General features: G+C 67.6%; 18 protein-coding genes and 1 tRNA gene. 13 read left to right on the top strand and 6 right to left on the bottom strand.

Annotation, left to right across the window (positions count from 1 at the left end):
- Nucleotides 1–64 precede the first annotated feature (64 nt).
- The 4 genes from EV283_RS07555 to EV283_RS07570 all read left to right on the top strand — a co-directional run bounded on the left by EV283_RS07555 (nucleotide 65) and on the right by EV283_RS07570 (nucleotide 4119).
- Nucleotides 65–967 (top strand): dihydrodipicolinate synthase family protein, encoded by a 903-nt coding sequence (locus tag EV283_RS07555; protein WP_130324174.1) that lies wholly within the window; start codon nucleotides 65–67, stop codon nucleotides 965–967.
- A complete protein-coding gene (locus tag EV283_RS07560) occupies nucleotides 967–1965 on the top strand; it encodes a 4-hydroxyproline epimerase (protein ID WP_130324176.1) in 999 nt (332 codons plus the stop codon). The genes EV283_RS07555 and EV283_RS07560 overlap by 1 nt, the downstream gene beginning before the upstream one ends.
- Nucleotides 1966–2028: 63 nt before the next feature.
- The gene (locus EV283_RS07565; protein ID WP_056420250.1) at nucleotides 2029–2682 is read left to right on the top strand and encodes a GntR family transcriptional regulator; all 654 of its coding nucleotides are present in this window, start codon (nucleotides 2029–2031) and stop codon (nucleotides 2680–2682) included.
- 21 nt (nucleotides 2683–2703) lie between these two features.
- Nucleotides 2704–4119, top strand: a complete 1416-nt coding sequence (locus EV283_RS07570; protein ID WP_242615855.1) for an amino acid permease — start codon at nucleotides 2704–2706, stop codon at nucleotides 4117–4119.
- A 4-nt stretch (nucleotides 4120–4123) separates the two neighbouring features.
- Here the strand turns inward: EV283_RS07570 and EV283_RS07575 are convergent, their stop codons facing one another.
- From EV283_RS07575 to EV283_RS07585, 3 genes are read right to left on the bottom strand one after another with little or no spacing between them, the layout of a single operon-like run.
- The gene (locus tag EV283_RS07575) at nucleotides 4124–4264 is read right to left on the bottom strand and encodes a DUF2256 domain-containing protein (protein WP_130324180.1); all 141 of its coding nucleotides are present in this window, start codon (nucleotides 4262–4264) and stop codon (nucleotides 4124–4126) included.
- Nucleotides 4264–5364 (bottom strand): 3-dehydroquinate synthase, encoded by a 1101-nt coding sequence (gene aroB / locus EV283_RS07580; protein WP_130324182.1) that lies wholly within the window; start codon nucleotides 5362–5364, stop codon nucleotides 4264–4266. The genes EV283_RS07575 and aroB overlap by 1 nt, the downstream gene beginning before the upstream one ends.
- The gene (locus tag EV283_RS07585) at nucleotides 5361–5936 is read right to left on the bottom strand and encodes a shikimate kinase (RefSeq protein ID WP_082445440.1); all 576 of its coding nucleotides are present in this window, start codon (nucleotides 5934–5936) and stop codon (nucleotides 5361–5363) included. The genes aroB and EV283_RS07585 overlap by 4 nt, the downstream gene beginning before the upstream one ends.
- 79 nt (nucleotides 5937–6015) lie before the next feature.
- Between EV283_RS07585 and EV283_RS19555 the strand changes: the two genes are divergently transcribed.
- Genes EV283_RS19555 through EV283_RS07600 form a run of 4 tightly spaced genes read left to right on the top strand, consistent with a single transcriptional unit; the run spans nucleotide 6016 to nucleotide 9847 of the window.
- Nucleotides 6016–6150 (top strand): hypothetical protein, encoded by a 135-nt coding sequence (locus EV283_RS19555; RefSeq protein ID WP_267904487.1) that lies wholly within the window; start codon nucleotides 6016–6018, stop codon nucleotides 6148–6150.
- The gene (locus EV283_RS07590) at nucleotides 6134–7972 is read left to right on the top strand and encodes a hypothetical protein (RefSeq protein ID WP_347400209.1); all 1839 of its coding nucleotides are present in this window, start codon (nucleotides 6134–6136) and stop codon (nucleotides 7970–7972) included. The genes EV283_RS19555 and EV283_RS07590 overlap by 17 nt, the downstream gene beginning before the upstream one ends.
- On the top strand, nucleotides 7969–8868 hold the full coding sequence (locus EV283_RS07595; RefSeq protein WP_278044195.1) for a tyrosine-type recombinase/integrase: 900 nt from the start codon (nucleotides 7969–7971) through the stop codon (nucleotides 8866–8868). The genes EV283_RS07590 and EV283_RS07595 overlap by 4 nt, the downstream gene beginning before the upstream one ends.
- Nucleotides 8869–8899: 31 nt before the next feature.
- Nucleotides 8900–9847, top strand: coding sequence for an acetyl-CoA carboxylase carboxyltransferase subunit alpha (locus tag EV283_RS07600; RefSeq protein WP_130324184.1), 948 nt, complete (start codon nucleotides 8900–8902; stop codon nucleotides 9845–9847).
- A 123-nt stretch (nucleotides 9848–9970) separates the two neighbouring features.
- Here EV283_RS07600 and EV283_RS07605 read toward each other — a convergent pair whose 3' ends face one another.
- A complete protein-coding gene (locus EV283_RS07605) occupies nucleotides 9971–10144 on the bottom strand; it encodes a Flp family type IVb pilin (protein ID WP_056420235.1) in 174 nt (57 codons plus the stop codon).
- A gap of 146 nt (nucleotides 10145–10290) precedes the next feature.
- Nucleotides 10291–10494, bottom strand: a complete 204-nt coding sequence (locus EV283_RS07610) for a Flp family type IVb pilin (protein ID WP_130324186.1) — start codon at nucleotides 10492–10494, stop codon at nucleotides 10291–10293.
- A 32-nt stretch (nucleotides 10495–10526) separates the two neighbouring features.
- Between EV283_RS07610 and EV283_RS07615 the strand changes: the two genes are divergently transcribed.
- Nucleotides 10527–10955: a (deoxy)nucleoside triphosphate pyrophosphohydrolase gene (locus EV283_RS07615; protein ID WP_056420229.1), complete on the top strand. Its 429-nt coding sequence runs from the start codon at nucleotides 10527–10529 to the stop codon at nucleotides 10953–10955.
- Nucleotides 10956–11240: 285 nt separating this feature from the next.
- On the opposite strand, the gene EV283_RS07620 is transcribed toward EV283_RS07615, so the two are convergent.
- Nucleotides 11241–11314: transfer RNA gene (locus tag EV283_RS07620), tRNA-Cys, on the bottom strand.
- A 432-nt stretch (nucleotides 11315–11746) separates the two neighbouring features.
- Between EV283_RS07620 and EV283_RS07625 the strand changes: the two genes are divergently transcribed.
- The 4 genes from EV283_RS07625 to EV283_RS07640 are packed head-to-tail and all read left to right on the top strand — an operon-like array spanning nucleotide 11747 to nucleotide 16281.
- Nucleotides 11747–12430, top strand: coding sequence for a protein-L-isoaspartate O-methyltransferase (locus tag EV283_RS07625; protein WP_242615896.1), 684 nt, complete (start codon nucleotides 11747–11749; stop codon nucleotides 12428–12430).
- Between the two features lie 5 nt (nucleotides 12431–12435).
- Entirely contained in the window at nucleotides 12436–13968 is a 1533-nt protein-coding gene (locus EV283_RS07630) for a TolC family outer membrane protein (RefSeq protein WP_130324190.1), read from the top strand.
- A 36-nt stretch (nucleotides 13969–14004) separates the two neighbouring features.
- A complete protein-coding gene (locus EV283_RS07635; protein WP_165391745.1) occupies nucleotides 14005–14601 on the top strand; it encodes a DUF2497 domain-containing protein in 597 nt (198 codons plus the stop codon).
- A gap of 54 nt (nucleotides 14602–14655) precedes the next feature.
- The gene (locus EV283_RS07640; protein WP_242615856.1) at nucleotides 14656–16281 is read left to right on the top strand and encodes a histidine kinase famiy protein; all 1626 of its coding nucleotides are present in this window, start codon (nucleotides 14656–14658) and stop codon (nucleotides 16279–16281) included.
- Nucleotides 16282–16294 lie beyond the last annotated feature (13 nt).

Here is a 16294-nt window from a genome sequence, read left to right on the forward strand (position 1 = left end):
TTGCACCGCGTTATCCGCTTTCGTATACGGTATATATATTGAAACGCAGGAAGGTCGATACCCAATGTCTGTCGAATGGAAAGGCGTATTTCCGGCCGTAACGACGCAGATCCGCGAGGATATGAGCGTCGATCTTGCCGATACCCAACGCGTCGTCGACGACCTGATCCGCGACGGCGTGACCGGGGTAATCGCGCTCGGCACGGTCGGCGAGAACAACTCGTTCGAGTATGATGAAAAGGTCGCGGTGCTGACCGCGATCGTCGAGGCGGTCGCAGGGCGCGTCCCCGTCATCACCGGCGTCTCCGAATATGATACGCGCCGCGCGGTGCGCTATGCGCAGGCCGCGGAAAAGGTCGGCGCGGACGGCCTGATGCTGTTGCCGCCGATGGTCTATGTGCCCAAGCCTCACGAGCTGGTGGCGCATTTCAAGGGCGTGGCGGAGCAGGTCGGGCTGCCGATCATGCTCTACAACAACCCGCCCGCCTATCGCACGCTGATCGACAACGACGTGCTGGCCGCGCTGGTCGACGTCGCGAACATCGTCGCGGTCAAGGAATCGGCGCCCGACACGCGGCGTTTCACCGACGTGAAGACCGCGTTCGGCGACCGGTACGTGCTGTTCGCCGGGCTCGACGACGTCGCGCTCGAGGGGCTGTATCTGGGCGCGCAAGGGTGGGTCTCGGGGCTCACCAACGCATTCCCGCGCGAGTCGGTCGAGCTGGTCAACGCGTTCGCGCGCGGCGATCATGCCAAGGCGATGGAGATCTATCGCTGGTTCATGCCGCTGCTCCACCTCGATGCCGAGCATGATCTGGTGCAGTCGATCAAGCTCGCCGAGCAGGTCATGGGCCGCGGGTCCGAGCGCGTCCTGCCGCCGCGCTATCCGCTGGTCGGCGCACGCCGTGCCGAGGTGATCGCGATGGTCGAGCACGCAGCCGCGACGCGCCCGGTGCTCTCGAACTGATGCGCCACACCTTCTTCTGCATCGACGGCCACACCGCGGGCAACCCGGTCCGCCTCGTCGCGGGCGGGGCGCCGTTGCTTAAAGGCGCTTCGATGTCGGAGCGGCGGCAGGATTTCCTCGCGCGGTTCGACTGGATCCGCACCGGGCTCTGCTTCGAACCGCGCGGGCACGACATGATGTCGGGCGGGTTCCTCTACCCGCCGACGCGCGACGATACCGATATCGGCATCCTGTTCATCGAGACGAGCGGGTGCCTGCCGATGTGCGGCCACGGCACGATCGGCATGGTGACGTTCGGCCTCGAACACGGGCTGATCCAGCCCGCGCTTCCCGGTCGGTTGCGGATCGAGGTGCCCGCGGGCGTGATCGACGTCGCCTATGAGACCGAGGGCCCGAAGGTGACGGCGGTCCGGATCACCAACGTCCCCGCCTATGTCGCCGCGCGCGATATCCGCGTGGACGTCGAGGGGATCGGGCCGCTCGGCATCGATGTCGCCTATGGCGGCAATTATTACGCGATCGTCGAGCCGCAGGGGCGGTACACCGGGCTCGACGACCTCGGCGCGGCGGAGATCATCGCGCTCAGCGGCCGCGTTCGCGAGGCGGTGCGCGCGCAGTTCGAGCCCGTCCACCCGCTCGATCCGACGATCCGCGGCGTCAGCCACGTGTTGTGGGCCGACGTGGCAAAAAGCGACGGTGCCGATGGCCGCAACGCCGTCTTCTACGGCGACAAGGCGATCGACCGCAGCCCGTGCGGCACCGGCACCTCCGCGCGGCTCGCGCATCTGGCCGACCAGGGCCGGTTGTCGGTCGGCGACCGGTTCGTCCACGAAAGCTATATCGGCAGCCGCTTCATCGGCCGTGTCGAGGCCGAGACCGCGCTCGGCGACACCCCCGCGATCATCCCGTCGATCGAGGGATCGGCGGTCGCAACTGGGTTCAATACGATCTGGATCGACCGCGAGGACCGTTTCTGGGAGGGGTTCCAAGTTTCGTGAACCGTTTTCCATGAATATTGGGCTATGCTGGCGCTGCACTTCTGCCCCCGGAGCCTTCTTCCTATGAGTATCGTCGTCCGCACGCTGTCCGAACAGGTGTTCGAGATCGTCCGCGAACAGATCGTCACGGGCAAGCTCGCGGGTCATACCGCGATCCGCCAGGACGCGCTGGCGACCGAACTCGGGGTCAGCAAGATCCCGCTGCGCGAGGCACTTGCGCGGCTCGAGCAGGAGGGCCTGCTGACCAGCCACGCCAATCGCGGCTATTCGGTCCAGCCGATGTCGGCGGACGAGGCGGACGACATCTTCGCGCTGCGCCTCAGCATCGAGCCGCAGGCGGCGGCTTACGCCTCGACCGTCGCCAACGACTCGGATCGCGCGATCGCCATCCTCGCGTTCGAGGAACTCGACAGCGCGGCGTGCGAACGCCTCGCCGAGGTCGCGATCCGCAACCGCGTGTTCCACACCGCGCTGGTCCGTCCGGGCCGGCGCCTGCTCACGACGCAGATGGTCGAGCGGCTGGCGATCCTCGCCGAGCGCTACGTCGTCGCGCATCTGCGCCCCGCGGGGCGTGAGGATCGCGCGCATCTCGAACATCGGCAGCTGCTCGACGCGTGGCTCGCGCGCGACGACGATCGCATGCTGACTCTGCTGACCAGCCATATTCAATCGACGCTGACCGATCTGCGCGCGCAGTTCGACGCAGTCCGAGACTAGGGAGCATAACCGGGGATGGGCATGTTTGGACCGCGTAAATCGTTCGAAGCGTCTGCCCATGGCCAGGATCACAGCTTGGCGAAAACGCTGAGCTGGCCGCATCTGATCGCGCTCGGGGTGGGGGCGATCGTCGGCACCGGGATCTACACTTTGGTCGGCGTCGGCGCGGAGCGCGCGGGGCCGGGCGTGATCCTCGCCTTCGTGATCTGCGGCGCGATCTGCGCCTGCGCCGCGCTCGCCTATACCGAACTCGCGACGTTGATCCCCGCCGCGGGCAGCGCGTACACCTTCAGCTACACCGCACTCGGCGAGACCGTCGCCTGGGTGGTCGGCTGGAGCCTGATCCTCGAATATTCGCTGGCCTGTTCGACCGTCGCGGTCGGCTGGTCGGGCTATCTGGTCGGCTGGATCGAGGCGGCGGGGGTGCATCTGCCGCACGCGCTGCTGGTCGGGCCGCATGGCGGCGGCCTCGTCAACCTGCCCGCGGTGCTGGTCTCGCTTGGCGTGATGGGGATGCTCATCCTCGGCACGCGGCAGAGCGCGACGCTCAACATCGTGCTCGTACTTATCAAGCTGGTCGCGCTGACGATCTTCGTCGTTTACGCGGCGCCCGCGTTCAAGGCGGACAATCTCCACCCGTTCATGCCCTACGGCTTTGGTTCGACCGAACTCGGCGGGCACAAGCGCGGCGTGATGGCGGCGGCGGCGATCGTGTTCTTCGCCTTTTACGGCTTCGACGCGGTCGCGACGTCGGCGGAGGAAACCAAGAACCCCAAGCGTGACCTGACGATCGGGATCGTCGGCTCGATGCTGGTGTGCACCGTGATCTACATGGCGGTCGCGGTCAGCGCGATCGGTGCGCTGCCGTTCACACAGCTCGCCAACTCGCCCGAGCCGCTCGCGCTGGTGCTGCGCCAGCTGAGCCAGCCATTCGCGGCACAGCTGATCGCGCTCGCCGCGGTGATCGCGTTGCCCTCGGTCATCCTGGTGATGATGTACGGGCAGAGCCGCATCTTCTTTGTGATGGCACGCGACGGCCTGTTGCCCCGCGGTCTCGCCAAGGTCAGCAAGCGGACCGGGTCGCCGACGCTCATCACGCTGCTCACCGGCCTGTCGATCGCCGCGGTCGCGGGGTTCTTCCGCCTCGACGAGATCGCCGAACTCGCCAATGCAGGGACGCTGATCGCGTTCATCTCGGTCGGGATTTGCCTGATGGTCCTGCGCCGCACCGCGCCACACCTGCCCCGACTGTTCCGCTGCCCCGCGGCCTATGTCGTCGGCAGCGTGACCGTCGTCGGCTGCCTGTACCTGCTGGCGAGCCTGCCCTCGTCGACGCTCGCCCGGTTCGTGATCTGGAACGCCGCCGGGCTGGCGCTCTACTTCGCCTATGGCCGGCGCAAGAGCGACGTCGGCAAACCGGTGGCCCGCACGGCGTGACGCGTCACCGTTTCTTGCGGCACGCGTCCGAGCAATAGATCACATTGTCCCAGTCGCGCGCCCATTTCTTGCGCCAGGTAAACGGGCGCTCGCACGCCGGACACACCTTGGTCGGCAGGTTCTGCTTGGCGACACCGTTGGGCATCAGCGGGCCTGCGCGTCAAGGAACGCCGCGACATCGGTGAGGTCGACGGTCTTGTCGAGATAGGTCCCGCCGATCCCGCGCGCGAGCAGGAACGGCAGCGTTCCCGCCGCCATCTTCTTGTCGTGCCGCATATGATCGACGAGCCGGGCGCCGCTCGCGTCGACCCCCGCCGCCGCCAGCCCGTCGGGCAGCCCCGCGTCGCGCCAATGCGCCGCAACGCGCTGCGCGTCTGCTTCCGAACACAGACCCTGCGCCGCCGAAAAGCCGAACGCCAGCGAACAGCCCGCCGCCACGCCCTCACCATGGATAAGCGCCTGCGAGAACCCGGTCTCCGCCTCCAGCGCATGCCCGAACGTGTGGCCGAGGTTGAGCAACGCGCGCGTCCCGTTGGTTTCGTGCTCGTCCGCCGCGACGATCCGCGCCTTCGCCGACACGCTGTGCGCGATCGCATATTCGCGCAAACCCAAATCGCCCGCGAGCAACGCCGCGCCATTGGCCTCGCACCATTCGAAGAACGCGACATCGTCGATCAGCCCGTATTTCACGACCTCGGCATAGCCCGCACGCAACTCGCGGATCGGCAGCGTGTCGAGTACCTTCGGGTCGATCAGCACCATCGCCGGCTGATGGAACGCGCCGATCAGGTTCTTGCCCGCGCGCGTATTGATCGCGGTCTTGCCGCCGACCGAGCTGTCGACCTGCGCGAGCAGGCTCGTCGGGATCTGCACGAACTGGCATCCACGCTTGAGGATCGCGCAGGCGAACCCGACGAGATCGCCGATCACGCCGCCGCCCAGCGCGACGACATGATCGCCACGCTCGATCCCGAGTTCGAGCAGCCGGTCGCACAGCATCTCGAGCGTCGCCCAGCTCTTGCTGCCCTCGCCGGGCGCCAGCACGATCGCCTCGGATTCGAGCCCCGCGGCGCTCAGCGAAGCCTGGAGGGTGGCCAGATGCGTCGCCAGGTTCGCATCGGTGACGATCGCGATGCGCCGGCCCTTTGCCAGCGGCGCGATGAATTCGCCGGCGCGGCCAAGCAGTCCCGCCTCGATATGGATCGGGTAGGTCCGCGCGCCCAGTTCGACGGTAATGGTCTTCATCGGCCTAACGCTCTCAGGATTGCAGCGACGGTCGCTTCGTGCGGCGTCTTGTTGCTGACGATATGGATATGCGCCTGCGCGTAGATCGGGTTGCGGACGCGCGCCAGTTCGGCGAGCACCTTGCCCGGATCCCGGTTGCGCAGCAAAGGGCGGGTGTCACGCCGCCCGACACGCTCGACGAGAATGTCGGGATGCGCGCTCAACCACACCGACACCGCGTCGCGCAGGATCAGCGCGCGCGTGTCGTCGTTGATGAACGCGCCGCCGCCGGTCGCGATGATCTTGGGCGTACCGTCGATCAGCCTGGCGATCACGCGGCGTTCGCCGTCGCGGAAATACTCCTCGCCATATTTGGCGAAGATCTCGGCGACGGTCATGCCCGACGCCGCCTCGATCTCGTGATCGGCATCGACGAACGGCAGGTTCATGCGCAGCGCGAGGCGGCGGCCGACGGTAGTCTTGCCGACGCCCATCAGCCCGACGAGCACGATCGGGCGATCGATCGGGGCAGCGCGGCGACTGCCGGCAGGGCCGCCTGGAGGCCCACCTGAAGGGTTGTGGCTTTGCAACATCGTGAGCCGCGCTATACAGCGGCACCGCGCAAGGGCAAAAGCTCTTGGCGCCTGTTTGTCCACTACAAGGTTACGTCGCATGTCCCGTTTCATCGTCTCGGTCGTCGTCGTTCTTGTGGTCGTGGTCGGCGGCCTGTTCCTGCTGGCGGGCCGCGCGACCGAGCGTCCGCAGAGCCGCGTCGAGAAGGCCGTGACGCTTGCGAACCTCTCTTAAGGCGACACTGGCGGCGGCGGTTGCCGCCGGGGCTCTCGTCGCGCTGGCACCGGCGATCGGGCAGGATCGCCCCGAATCGATCCTGCCGCCCGGGTTCGGCGATCCGACCCCGACGCCCGCGCCGCGGCCTGCGCCACCTGCGGGCACGCCCACGCGGCCGTCCGGCACGCCGCAGCCGACCGCCCCGCAGCCGGCGCCCGCCACGCCGTCACCCGGCGCGATGATTCAGCCGCTGCCGCCGACGACGCCGACCGGCATTCCCCCGGTGGCGCCCGCCGCGACGCCCGCGACCATCGATCCCGCCGTGCTCGCGCGGTACGAGATGCCCGAATCGGCACGGCGCTCGCTAGCGACGGTCGGGCCGGTGGCATCGCGTGAGGGTGGGCTGGAGACCGATGCGTTCGGCGAGGCCGACGGCCATTATGTCGAGACGCTGATGCGCCGGCTGACCGCACCCTTGCCATCGCGCTGGATGTCGATCCTGCTGCGCCGCGCGCTGGTCTCGCGCGTCGATACGCCTGCGCGCATCAACGGCGCGGACTTCGCGGCGGAACGCGCCTGGCTGTTGCTGCGGATGGGCGAATCGGTCGCCGCGCGTGCGGTCACGCAGAGCGTCGACACCGACAACTACACGCCCAAACTGTATCAGGTCGCGATGAACACGGCGCTGGCGACGGGCGATCCCGCGGGCTTCTGCCCGCTCGTCCCCGGCGCGATGCGTCTTGCACCGGCGCGTGGCTGGACGATGGCGCAGGCGATGTGTGCCGGCCTGTCGGGCAACCCCGCACAGGCGACACCGCTGATCGCGACCGCCAAGCGTCGCAACGTCGCGAGCGGAGTCGACATGCTGCTCGCGCAGAAAGTCGTGGGGGCCGGCGCGCAAGGCCGTCAGGCGGTCACGATCGAATGGGACGGCGTCGACCAGCTGACCGCGTGGCGTTTCGGTCTGGCGATGGCGACCGGCGTCGCGGTGCCCGACGCGCTTTATGCAAGCGCAGGGCCGCAGGTGCGCTACTGGCAGGCGCTGTCGCCGTCGGTGCCGCTGGCGGCCCGGCTCGCGCCCGCCGAATCGGCGGCGGGGCAGGGGGTGCTCTCCAGCGCCGCGCTGGTCGATCTCTACGCCGCCGCCTCGACCGACGACGATACGCAGAGCGTCGCGGCTGCGGCCGCCAACGATCTGCGCACCGCCTATGCCGATCGCAGCTTCGAGACGCGGCTGAACGCTCTGCGCCAACTCTGGGGCAGCGCGGAGACACGGCCGTCCTATGCGCGGCTCGTACTCACCGCACGTGCGGCGGCACGAATGAACCCGGCGCTGGCCAAGGCCGAGGCGGATCATCTTGTCGCGTCGATGCTGTCGGCGGGGCTCGACCGCACCGCCGCACGCTGGCTCGGCAGCGTACCCGCGGGCGGCGACGCCTGGGCGATGATCATGCTCAGCGATCCCGACGCCTATCGCCGGCTGAGCTATGCCGATCTCGCCTCCTATTCGGGCGGCGAAGGCGATTCGGCGCTCAAGCAGCGGATGCTGTTTGCGGGGCTCGCCGGGCTCGGGCGGCTCAACACGGGTGATATCGAGCGTGCCGCCCAGTCGCTGGGCGTACCGATCGGCGCGGACAATGCCTGGACGCGCGCGCTCGATCGTGCCGCGCGCGCCGGCCAGTCGAGTACGGTCGTGGTTCTCGCGGCGATCGGCATGCAGGCCGCCGGCTGGAAGGATATCCCGCCCGAGGCGCTGTACCGGATCGTCGGCGCGTTGCGGGCCGTCGGGCTCGACGGCGAAGCACGGATGATCGCCGCCGAGGCGATTGCACGGGCGTGACCCGCGGTACCGACCGTGCGCTGATCGACCGGTTCCTGGAGATGATGGCGGCGGAGGCGGGGGCGGCACCGAACACGCTCGCCGCCTACCGCAGCGATCTGATGCTCGCGTCGCAGGCGCTCGAAGGCAACTTGGTCGACGCGGATGCCGCCGCGCTCGCGACCGTGTCGGGCGGGTGGTCGGCGCTCTCTCGCGCGACCGTCGGCCGAAAGTCCGCCTCGCTCCGCCGCTTCTTCGCGTTCCTCGCCGAAGAGGGCCACCGCGCCGACGATCCCGGCAAGGCGCTGCCAAGGCCCGGCCCTGCCCGCGCGCTCCCCAAGGTGCTGAGCCACGCCGATATCGACCGGTTGTTCGCCGCGATCGCCGAGCGTGCCGCGCGTGACCCGCTCGACCCCAACGACCTGCGGCTCTCCGCGCTGTTCGAACTCCTCTACGGTTCCGGCCTGCGCGCGACCGAACTTGTCAGCCTGCCGCGCAACGCGGTCCACCCCGATCGCCCGTTCCTGATCCTGCGCGGCAAGGGTGGACGCGAGCGCATGGTGCCGATCTCCGACCGCGCGCGCGCCGCGGTGGCGCTCTGGCGCACGCATGTCGCCGCGGACCGTCTCTGGCTGTTCCCCTCGGGCAAGGGCCACCTCTCGCGCATCCGCCTGTACCAGATCGTCAAGGCGCTCGCCGCCGAGGCGGGGATCCCGCCCGACCGGGTCAGCCCGCACGTCCTGCGCCATGCATTCGCGACTCACCTGCTCGCGGGGGGCGCCGATCTGCGCGCGCTGCAATCGATGCTCGGCCACGCCGATATCGCCACCACAGAGATCTATACGCATGTCGATTCGAGCCGCCTGGTCGAGCTGGTCAACACGCGTCATCCGCTGGCGGATATGCCGCCGCGTTGACGCGGACGGCGCCGCACCGTAACCGCCGCGGATGCCAAGCTTCCTCGACTTCGAGAAACCGATCGCCGAGCTCCAGGGCCGGATCGACGAACTCCGCGACACCGCTGCCGAAGGCAGCGTCGACCTGGCCGCGGATATCGCGCGTCTCCAGGCCAAATCCGACAAGCTGCTGAAGGATACCTTCGCGCGGCTGACGCCGTGGCAGAAGGCGCAGGTCGCGCGCCATCCCGAGCGTCCGCACTTCAAGGACTATGTCGCCGCGCTGTTCGACGAGTTCGTGCCGCTCGCCGGCGACCGCGCGTTCGGTGACGACCAGGCGATCCTCGGCGGCTTCGCGACGTTCCGCGGGCGCAAGATCATGGTGCTCGGCCATGAGAAGGGCGACGATACCGCGAGCCGCCTCCGCCACAATTTCGGCATGGGCAAGCCCGAGGGCTATCGCAAGGCGATCCGCCTCGTCGAACTCGCCAACCGATTCGGCCTGCCGATCGTGACCCTGGTCGACACCTCGGGCGCGTTCCCAGGGATTCAGGCCGAGGAGCGCGGTCAGGCCGAGGCGATCGCGCGCTCGACCGAAGCCTGCCTCAACGCGGGCGTCCCGATCGTCGCGGCGATCGTCGGCGAGGGCGGTTCGGGCGGCGCGGTCGCACTCGCTGCGGGGAACCGGGTGCTGATGTTCGAACACGCGATCTATTCGGTGATCAGCCCCGAGGGCTGCGCCTCGATCCTGTGGCGCACCGCCGACAAGGCCCCCGAGGCCGCCGAAGCGATGCGGATCACCGCGCAGGACCTGAAAGCGTTCGGCGTCATCGACGATATCGTCGCCGAACCGCTTGGCGGCGCGCACCGCGACCGCGCGACGGCGATCGAATCGCTTGGCGATGCGCTGGCGTCGGCGCTTGCCGACCTTGCCGCGCTGGCGCCTGCCGATCTGCGCAAGGATCGCCAGGCCAAGTTCCTGAAGATGGGTAGGCTTTAACCGCGCATCGACCCGCGTCGGAGCACAAGAAAAGGGCGGCGGAACCGGAGTTCCGCCGCCCTTCTTCGTAGCGCATCGTGCAGGCGGGAGACTCGTCGCCGAATCGCCCGCCCGCTCTGCGGCTTACGTGGTCGAGCTGTTGAGCTTGGTCGAAACGTTGTTGAACGTCTTGTTCAGGCTGTTGCCCAGGCCCTGCATCGCAGCGATGGCGGCGACGGCGATCAGCGCGGCGATCAGGCCGTACTCGATTGCGGTTGCGCCCTTGTTGTTCTTGAAAAACTTGCGGATCGTCTTCATTCCGGTCTCCATGGTTGGATTGCTTCAGTGTCACCCGGCTGGACCGGACAGGCCGGATCAGCACAGACACGATTAGAAGTGGTGGGTTGAGAAAGGCTTAAGGTCGGCAGTTTTCGTTGAGCGATGTACAAAACCGCCGCGCGCGGTCAGCGTGCCCCGGCGACCTTCGTCTCGACCTTGCCCCACATGCCCGTCGTTGAATCGGCGAGCGCGGTCAGGCCGGCGATCATCGCGATGACGACGAACGCCAGGATCAGGCCATATTCGATCGCGGTCGCGCCGCGGGTGGTGCGCAGGGCACGCAGCAGCGTCCGGCCGGCGATCGTGGCTAGGGAAACGACAGACTTCATAAGCCCCAGTGTACGCAAAGGAAAATTAAGGAATGACCAACGATCGGCCCGTTTCGGGCGTGTCGTCCTTGTTGCCGGTCGTTGCCGCGGCGATGGTCGATCTCGAAGGGCGCGTGCTGCTCCAGCAGCGGCCCGAGGGGAAGTCGCTTGCCGGGCTCTGGGAGTTTCCCGGTGGCAAGGTCGAGCCCGGCGAGACCCCCGAGGCCGCGCTGATCCGGGAGTTGGAAGAGGAACTCGGCATCGCGGTGCCGCACGCCTGCCTCGCCCCCGCGGCCTTCGCCAGCGCGCCGCTCGGCGACCGTCATCTTGTCCTGCTTCTATACATCACCCGAAAATGGACCGGCGTCCCCCGCGCGCTGGAGGCGACGGCACTCCGCTGGGTGCGGCCGAGCGAGATGCACGCGCTGCCGATGCCGCCCGCGGATCGCCCCTTGATCGGTCTGCTCGATGCGCTGATCTGACCGAACCGCGTACAGAAACGGGACGGTTTCCGCTCGGCGCCGCCGCATACTTCGCGTTCGAAAATATGCACTTGATCTGGTGTCGGCGGTGTCGCAAAGCAGCGTTTCCGGCGTGCGTCCCCAAGACCGCACGCAGGCGTTGGACCGCGGCTCGCGCGAGTTATTCCCTTTTCTCGAGCGAGCCGTTTCCGGTCTTGCCGCCGCCCGACGCGCTGCGATCATGTGCGGTCTCTGCCGCCTGAGCGCTGCGCAGTCTTTCGACCGTCGTTCCGATGATGTAGCGATTGGAGGCCCGACCGGGAATCGAACCCGGGTGCGAGGATTTGCAGTCCTCTACGTCACCACTCCGCCATCGGGCCTCGATGCGGACGGCGCAAATGCTTCCTTTTGTCCGCGCGGTCAACCGCGACGTGCAACGCTGCGCGAATTATCCTTGTCCGGCACGTTGCAGGGGAGTCCGGGCGTGCAGCCTGACGCACTCCAAACGGGGTGTCTGGGAGGTGCCAAAAGCCACCCATGTCCCATTTTGGGCGACGCGGCCGGCATTCGCTGCTAGGAATCATCGCAGAGGTAGTGCCGTGGTCTTCCGCATGCGCCCTCGACGTCCCGCCCGCGACATCTTCGGTGTCACACGGGCGGGCGGGGCGTCTACACCGCAAAATCGGTCCATCTCGTACCCGCCGTGCACAACTCCGGCTTGGCGCGGCCGATGCCGCACGATACACATCGTCGCGACAACTAGTGTATTGCATGGCTAAAACAGTTGTGCGACAGGATGGGTTATGACGACGATGAGCCTCGAGACCGAGACCCCTGCTTTGGCCCCCGCCGCGGCATTCGATACGATGCGTCACGCGATGGTCGCGAGCCAGCTTCGCACCAATGCTGTCAGCGACCAGCGCGTCGTCGCGGCGATGGCGCGCGTACCCCGCGAGACGTTCATGCCAGAGGGCGTCCGGTCGATCGCCTATCGCGACGCCGCGATCCCGCTGGGTGGCGGTCGCTACGCCAATCTGCCGATGGCGACCGGCCGGTTGCTGACCGAGGCCTATCTCACCCCAACCGATCGCGTTCTGCTGATCGGTGCCGCGTCGGGTTATACCGCCGCCGTACTTAGCGAGATCGTCGGTTCGGTGGTCGCGGTCGAAAGCGATCCCGCATTGCTCGCCACCGCGCGCGCTGCACTCGCCGGGGTTGGCAACGTCGAGATCGTCGCCGCGCCGCTGCATGAGGGTCACGCTGCCGGCGCGCCCTATGACGTTCTGATCGTCGACGGCGCGATCGAGGCAATTCCCGATGCGCTGATCGCCCAGGTCCGCTCGGGCGGCCGCGTCGTGTCCGGAATCGCCGAGCATGGGCTGACCCGTCTGGCGTCGGGCCGAAAGACCGATGGCGGGTTCGCGCTGGCGGCGTTCGTCGATGTCGAATGCGTCGTGCTCCCAGGTTTCGACACCCCCAAACCCTTCAGGTTCTAAGCCTTATGATCACGCGCACCGCTCGTATCCGCTGCTTGCTCGCAAGTGTTGCGCTGATCTATAACGCTGCACCAGTCGGTGCGGAGACGCTGCGCGAGGCGCTAGCCAAGGCGTACACGACCAATCCGATCATCACCGGCCAGCGCGCGACGCTGCGCGCGACCGACGAGAATGTTCCGATCGCGCGCGCCTCGGGGCTGCCCTCGGCCAATGCGACGGGCGATTATACCGAGTTCGTCGTGACTGCGGCGAACAGCTTCATCGCCCTGCCGCGCCAGGCGGTGGCGCGCGCCAACGTGTCGGTGCCGCTCTATCAGGGCGGGCAGGTGCGCAATTCGGTCGCTGCGGCGAAGACCCGGGTCGAGGCTGGCCGCGCGACGCTGCGCGGGACCGAGGCGGATTTGTTCACCAACGTCGTCGCCGCCTATATGGATGTGATCCGCGACGAGGCGATCGTCGGCCTGAACACGCAGAACGTCCGCGTGCTCGACGTCAATCTGCAGGCGAGCCGCGACCGGTTCCAGGTCGGCGATCTGACCCGCACCGACGTCGCCCAGTCGGAGGCACGCCTCGCGCTCGCCCGCGCGCAGCTCCAGTCCGCAGAGGCGCAGCTGATCTCGAGCCGGGAAAACTATATCCGCTATGTCGGCACGCCCGCCGGCACGCTCGAAACGCCCCCGACGCTCCCGCATCTTCCCGACAGCCCCGCCTCGGCGGTGACCGTCGCGATCGAGAACAACCCGGTCCTCATCGCCGCGGCCAAGGAGCGCGATGCGACCCGCTACGATGTCGGGGTCGCCCGCGCGAGCCGCCTGCCGCAGGTCAGCGCGACCGGTTCGGCCAGCTATACCAACTATCTCGGTTCGGCGTCGACGACGGACGGCAGCGTCAACACGTTTCCCAACGCCAACAAGGCGGTGCAGGCGGGCCTCTCGCTGACCCTGCCGCTGTTCCAGGGCGGTCGCCCCGCCGCGCAGGTCCGCCAGGCCGAAGCCTTTCAGAGCCGCGCGATCGAGAACGTCACCGCGACCGAACGCAACGTGATCTCGCAAGCGCGCTCCGCCTTCGCCGTCTGGCAGTCGTCGGAGCAGGTGATCCAGTCGTCCGAAACCGCGGTCAATGCCAACAAGCTGAGCCTCGAAGGCGTCCGTGCCGAGAACAGCGTCGGCACGCGAACCATCCTCGACATCCTCAATGCTGAGCAGGAACTGCTGAACAGTCAGGTGACGCTCGTTACCGCGCGGCGCGATGCGTATGTCGCCGGCTTCGCGTTGCTCGCGGCGATGGGGCAGGCCGAGGCGCGCGATCTGGGGCTCGATGGCGGGGTGCTCTACGATCCGGTCGCCAATTATCAGCGCGTCCACCACAAGATCTGGGATTTCGGCGGCGATGGCGAGCCGGTGCCGGTCGGCACGCGGACCGTGCAATCGCCCGCGCAGGATGCGCATGTCCAGCCGCAACGCGACCCGTTGCTCGATACGCCGGTTGACAGGAACCCCGCCTTAACCACAGGTAAGGACGCGCCGAGCCGCCAATAGGGGTGTTGCGCGGCTACGGGGTTTGGGATGGTCCGGATGGGGGACGTGAACGGCGAGCCGTCGATGGAGGAGATTCTGTCGTCGATCAAACGCATCATCGCGGAGGAGGGCGACACGCCCGGCCGGTCGCGGCGTCCCGCGCGGACGAACACGGCGCCCGCCGATCGCGATTCGGCCTATCATGAGCCCGCCTATCGCGACGCCGCCTATCTCGACGACGAGATCGACGACGATGAAGTTCTCGAATTGAGCGATCCCATGCCGATGGTCGACCGTACGCCCCGCCCGCCAAAATCCCCGGTCCTGACATCGGTCGATGCCGCGCCCGAACCGCGCCAGGCAGCGCCCAAGCCGCAGCCCCAGTCGCACGCGCAGCACCCGCCGCATGCTGCGCCGGAGCCCACGTCCGAATCGATCGTCTCGCGTGAGACCGCCGCGGCAACGCGCGCGCCACTCGAGGCGTTGACTCGGATGATGATCAAGCCCGACACCAACAGCGACGGCACGCTCGAGGGGCTCGTGCGCGAAATGTTGCGACCGATGCTGCGCGAATGGATCGACGCGAACCTGCCCAACATGGTCGAGGACATGGTCGCGCGCGAGATCGCCAAGATCATGAACCAGCAGCCTTAATTTCGAGCGTAACCCCGGCGGAACCAGCACGGTTCCGCCGGGGTTACGCTCTCCATGTCTGATCCGAGCGCGCAGCAACCAGTGGCCGGGATGGACCCGGCTAAAGCCCCCATACAGGGCGAGGAATGGCGCGGCTCGAACGAGGCCATCGTCCCGGCTAAGGCGGGCAGCGATATCTTCTTTGCGGCGGTGAAAACCACGCGGATGCCGATGGTCGTCACCGACCCGCATCGCCCTGACAACCCGATCATCTTCTGCAACGAGGCGTTCTCGTTCATGACGGGCTACTCGCAGGACGAGATTCTCGGCTATAATTGCCGCTTCCTGCAAGGCCCCGAGACCGACCAGACCGCGATCGACGAGGTTCGCGCCGCCATCGCGAAGCGCGAGGAAGTCGCCGTCGAGGTCCTCAACTATCGCAAGAACGGTTCGACCTTCTGGAACGCGCTGTTCGTGTCGCCCGTGTTCGGCGACGATGGCGAGCTCCGCTATTTCTTCGCCAGCCAGCTCGATATTTCCCGCCGTCGCGAAGCCGAGGAAGCGCTGCACGAGGCGCAGCGCATGGAAGCGGTCGGCAAGCTGACCGGCGGCATCGCGCATGATTTCAACAATCTGCTGCAAGTCATCCAGGGCTATGCCGACATTCTCGACGCACGGATCGGCCCCGACGACCGGTCGGCGCGACGCGCGGTCGATGCCATCTCCACCTCCGCGGCGCGCGCGGCGACGCTGACGCAGCAACTGCTCGCGTTCGCGCGCAAGCAGGAGTTGCGCGACCGGCTGATGAACCTGAACCAGCTGGTCGGCGATTTCCGGCCGATCCTCGAACGCAGTGTCGGCGCCGGGATCACGCTGAAACGCGACCTCGCATCCGATCTGTGGAATTGCCGCGTCGACCCCGTCCAGACCGAGATGGCGCTGCTCAACATCATTGCCAACGCGCGCGATGCGACCGGCGGTGCGGGCACCGTCACGATCACCACGCGCAACGCGGTGCTGCCCGAGGATGCCAGCGTCGCCAAGCTCGAGCCCGGCGAATATGTCGTCGCCACGATACGCGACGATGGCCCGGGGATCGATCCGACGGTCGCCGACAAGATCTTCGAACCCTTCTACACGACCAAGGAGATGGGGAAGGGCGCCGGGCTCGGCCTCGCAATGGTCTATGGCTTCATGCGCCAGTCGGGTGGGATCGCCACCGTTCAGAACGTACCCGGCGGCGGTGCTGCGTTCTCGCTCTATTTCCCGCGCGCGAGCGGCGCGGTCGAGCGCAAGCCCACAGGCCCGGTCGCACCGCGCGCAGGCGGTGCCGAACGCGTGCTCATGGTCGAGGACCAGATCGAGGTCGGCGAGCTCGGCAAGACCATCCTCGAGGATCTCGGCTACGAAGTCGTGCTGGTCGACAGCGCGCGCGCCGCGCTCGACACGCTGCACGGTGATTCGGATTTCCGGCTGTTGTTTACCGACATACTGATGCCCGGCGGCATGAACGGCGTCGCGCTCGCGCAGGCCGTGCGGCGCGACTATCCGCACACCGCGGTGCTGCTGACCACCGGGTTCGCGGACGAGGCGATCGACGCGGGCAGCCGCTCGTTCGAGCTGATCCGCAAGCCCTATCGCCGCAACGAACTCAACGAACGGATCCGTGCGGTGCTCGACAAGCCCGGCGCGCGGACGTGACGCTGGCCTAGCC

The sequence above is a fragment of the Sphingomonas sp. BK036 genome (genome assembly GCF_004216825.1).
GTDB lineage: Bacteria > Pseudomonadota > Alphaproteobacteria > Sphingomonadales > Sphingomonadaceae > Sphingomonas.

Coding starts and splice junctions, on each gene's coding strand:
- EV283_RS07625 (WP_242615896.1), top strand. CDS start 11,747: ATGAGCCTCGAGACCGAGACCCCTGCTTTGGCCCCCGCCGCGGCATTC.
- EV283_RS07600 (WP_130324184.1), top strand. CDS start 8,900: ATGCCAAGCTTCCTCGACTTCGAGAAACCGATCGCCGAGCTCCAGGGC.
- EV283_RS07640 (WP_242615856.1), top strand. CDS start 14,656: ATGTCTGATCCGAGCGCGCAGCAACCAGTGGCCGGGATGGACCCGGCT.
- EV283_RS07570 (WP_242615855.1), top strand. CDS start 2,704: ATGTTTGGACCGCGTAAATCGTTCGAAGCGTCTGCCCATGGCCAGGAT.
- EV283_RS07605 (WP_056420235.1), bottom strand. CDS start 10,144: ATGAAGACGATCCGCAAGTTTTTCAAGAACAACAAGGGCGCAACCGCA.
- EV283_RS07585 (WP_082445440.1), bottom strand. CDS start 5,936: ATGTTGCAAAGCCACAACCCTTCAGGTGGGCCTCCAGGCGGCCCTGCC.
- EV283_RS19555 (WP_267904487.1), top strand. CDS start 6,016: ATGTCCCGTTTCATCGTCTCGGTCGTCGTCGTTCTTGTGGTCGTGGTC.
- EV283_RS07630 (WP_130324190.1), top strand. CDS start 12,436: ATGATCACGCGCACCGCTCGTATCCGCTGCTTGCTCGCAAGTGTTGCG.
- EV283_RS07575 (WP_130324180.1), bottom strand. CDS start 4,264: ATGCCCAACGGTGTCGCCAAGCAGAACCTGCCGACCAAGGTGTGTCCG.
- EV283_RS07635 (WP_165391745.1), top strand. CDS start 14,005: ATGGGGGACGTGAACGGCGAGCCGTCGATGGAGGAGATTCTGTCGTCG.
- EV283_RS07560 (WP_130324176.1), top strand. CDS start 967: ATGCGCCACACCTTCTTCTGCATCGACGGCCACACCGCGGGCAACCCG.
- EV283_RS07610 (WP_130324186.1), bottom strand. CDS start 10,494: ATGAAGTCTGTCGTTTCCCTAGCCACGATCGCCGGCCGGACGCTGCTG.
- EV283_RS07565 (WP_056420250.1), top strand. CDS start 2,029: ATGAGTATCGTCGTCCGCACGCTGTCCGAACAGGTGTTCGAGATCGTC.
- EV283_RS07555 (WP_130324174.1), top strand. CDS start 65: ATGTCTGTCGAATGGAAAGGCGTATTTCCGGCCGTAACGACGCAGATC.
- EV283_RS07615 (WP_056420229.1), top strand. CDS start 10,527: ATGACCAACGATCGGCCCGTTTCGGGCGTGTCGTCCTTGTTGCCGGTC.
- aroB (WP_130324182.1), bottom strand. CDS start 5,364: ATGAAGACCATTACCGTCGAACTGGGCGCGCGGACCTACCCGATCCAT.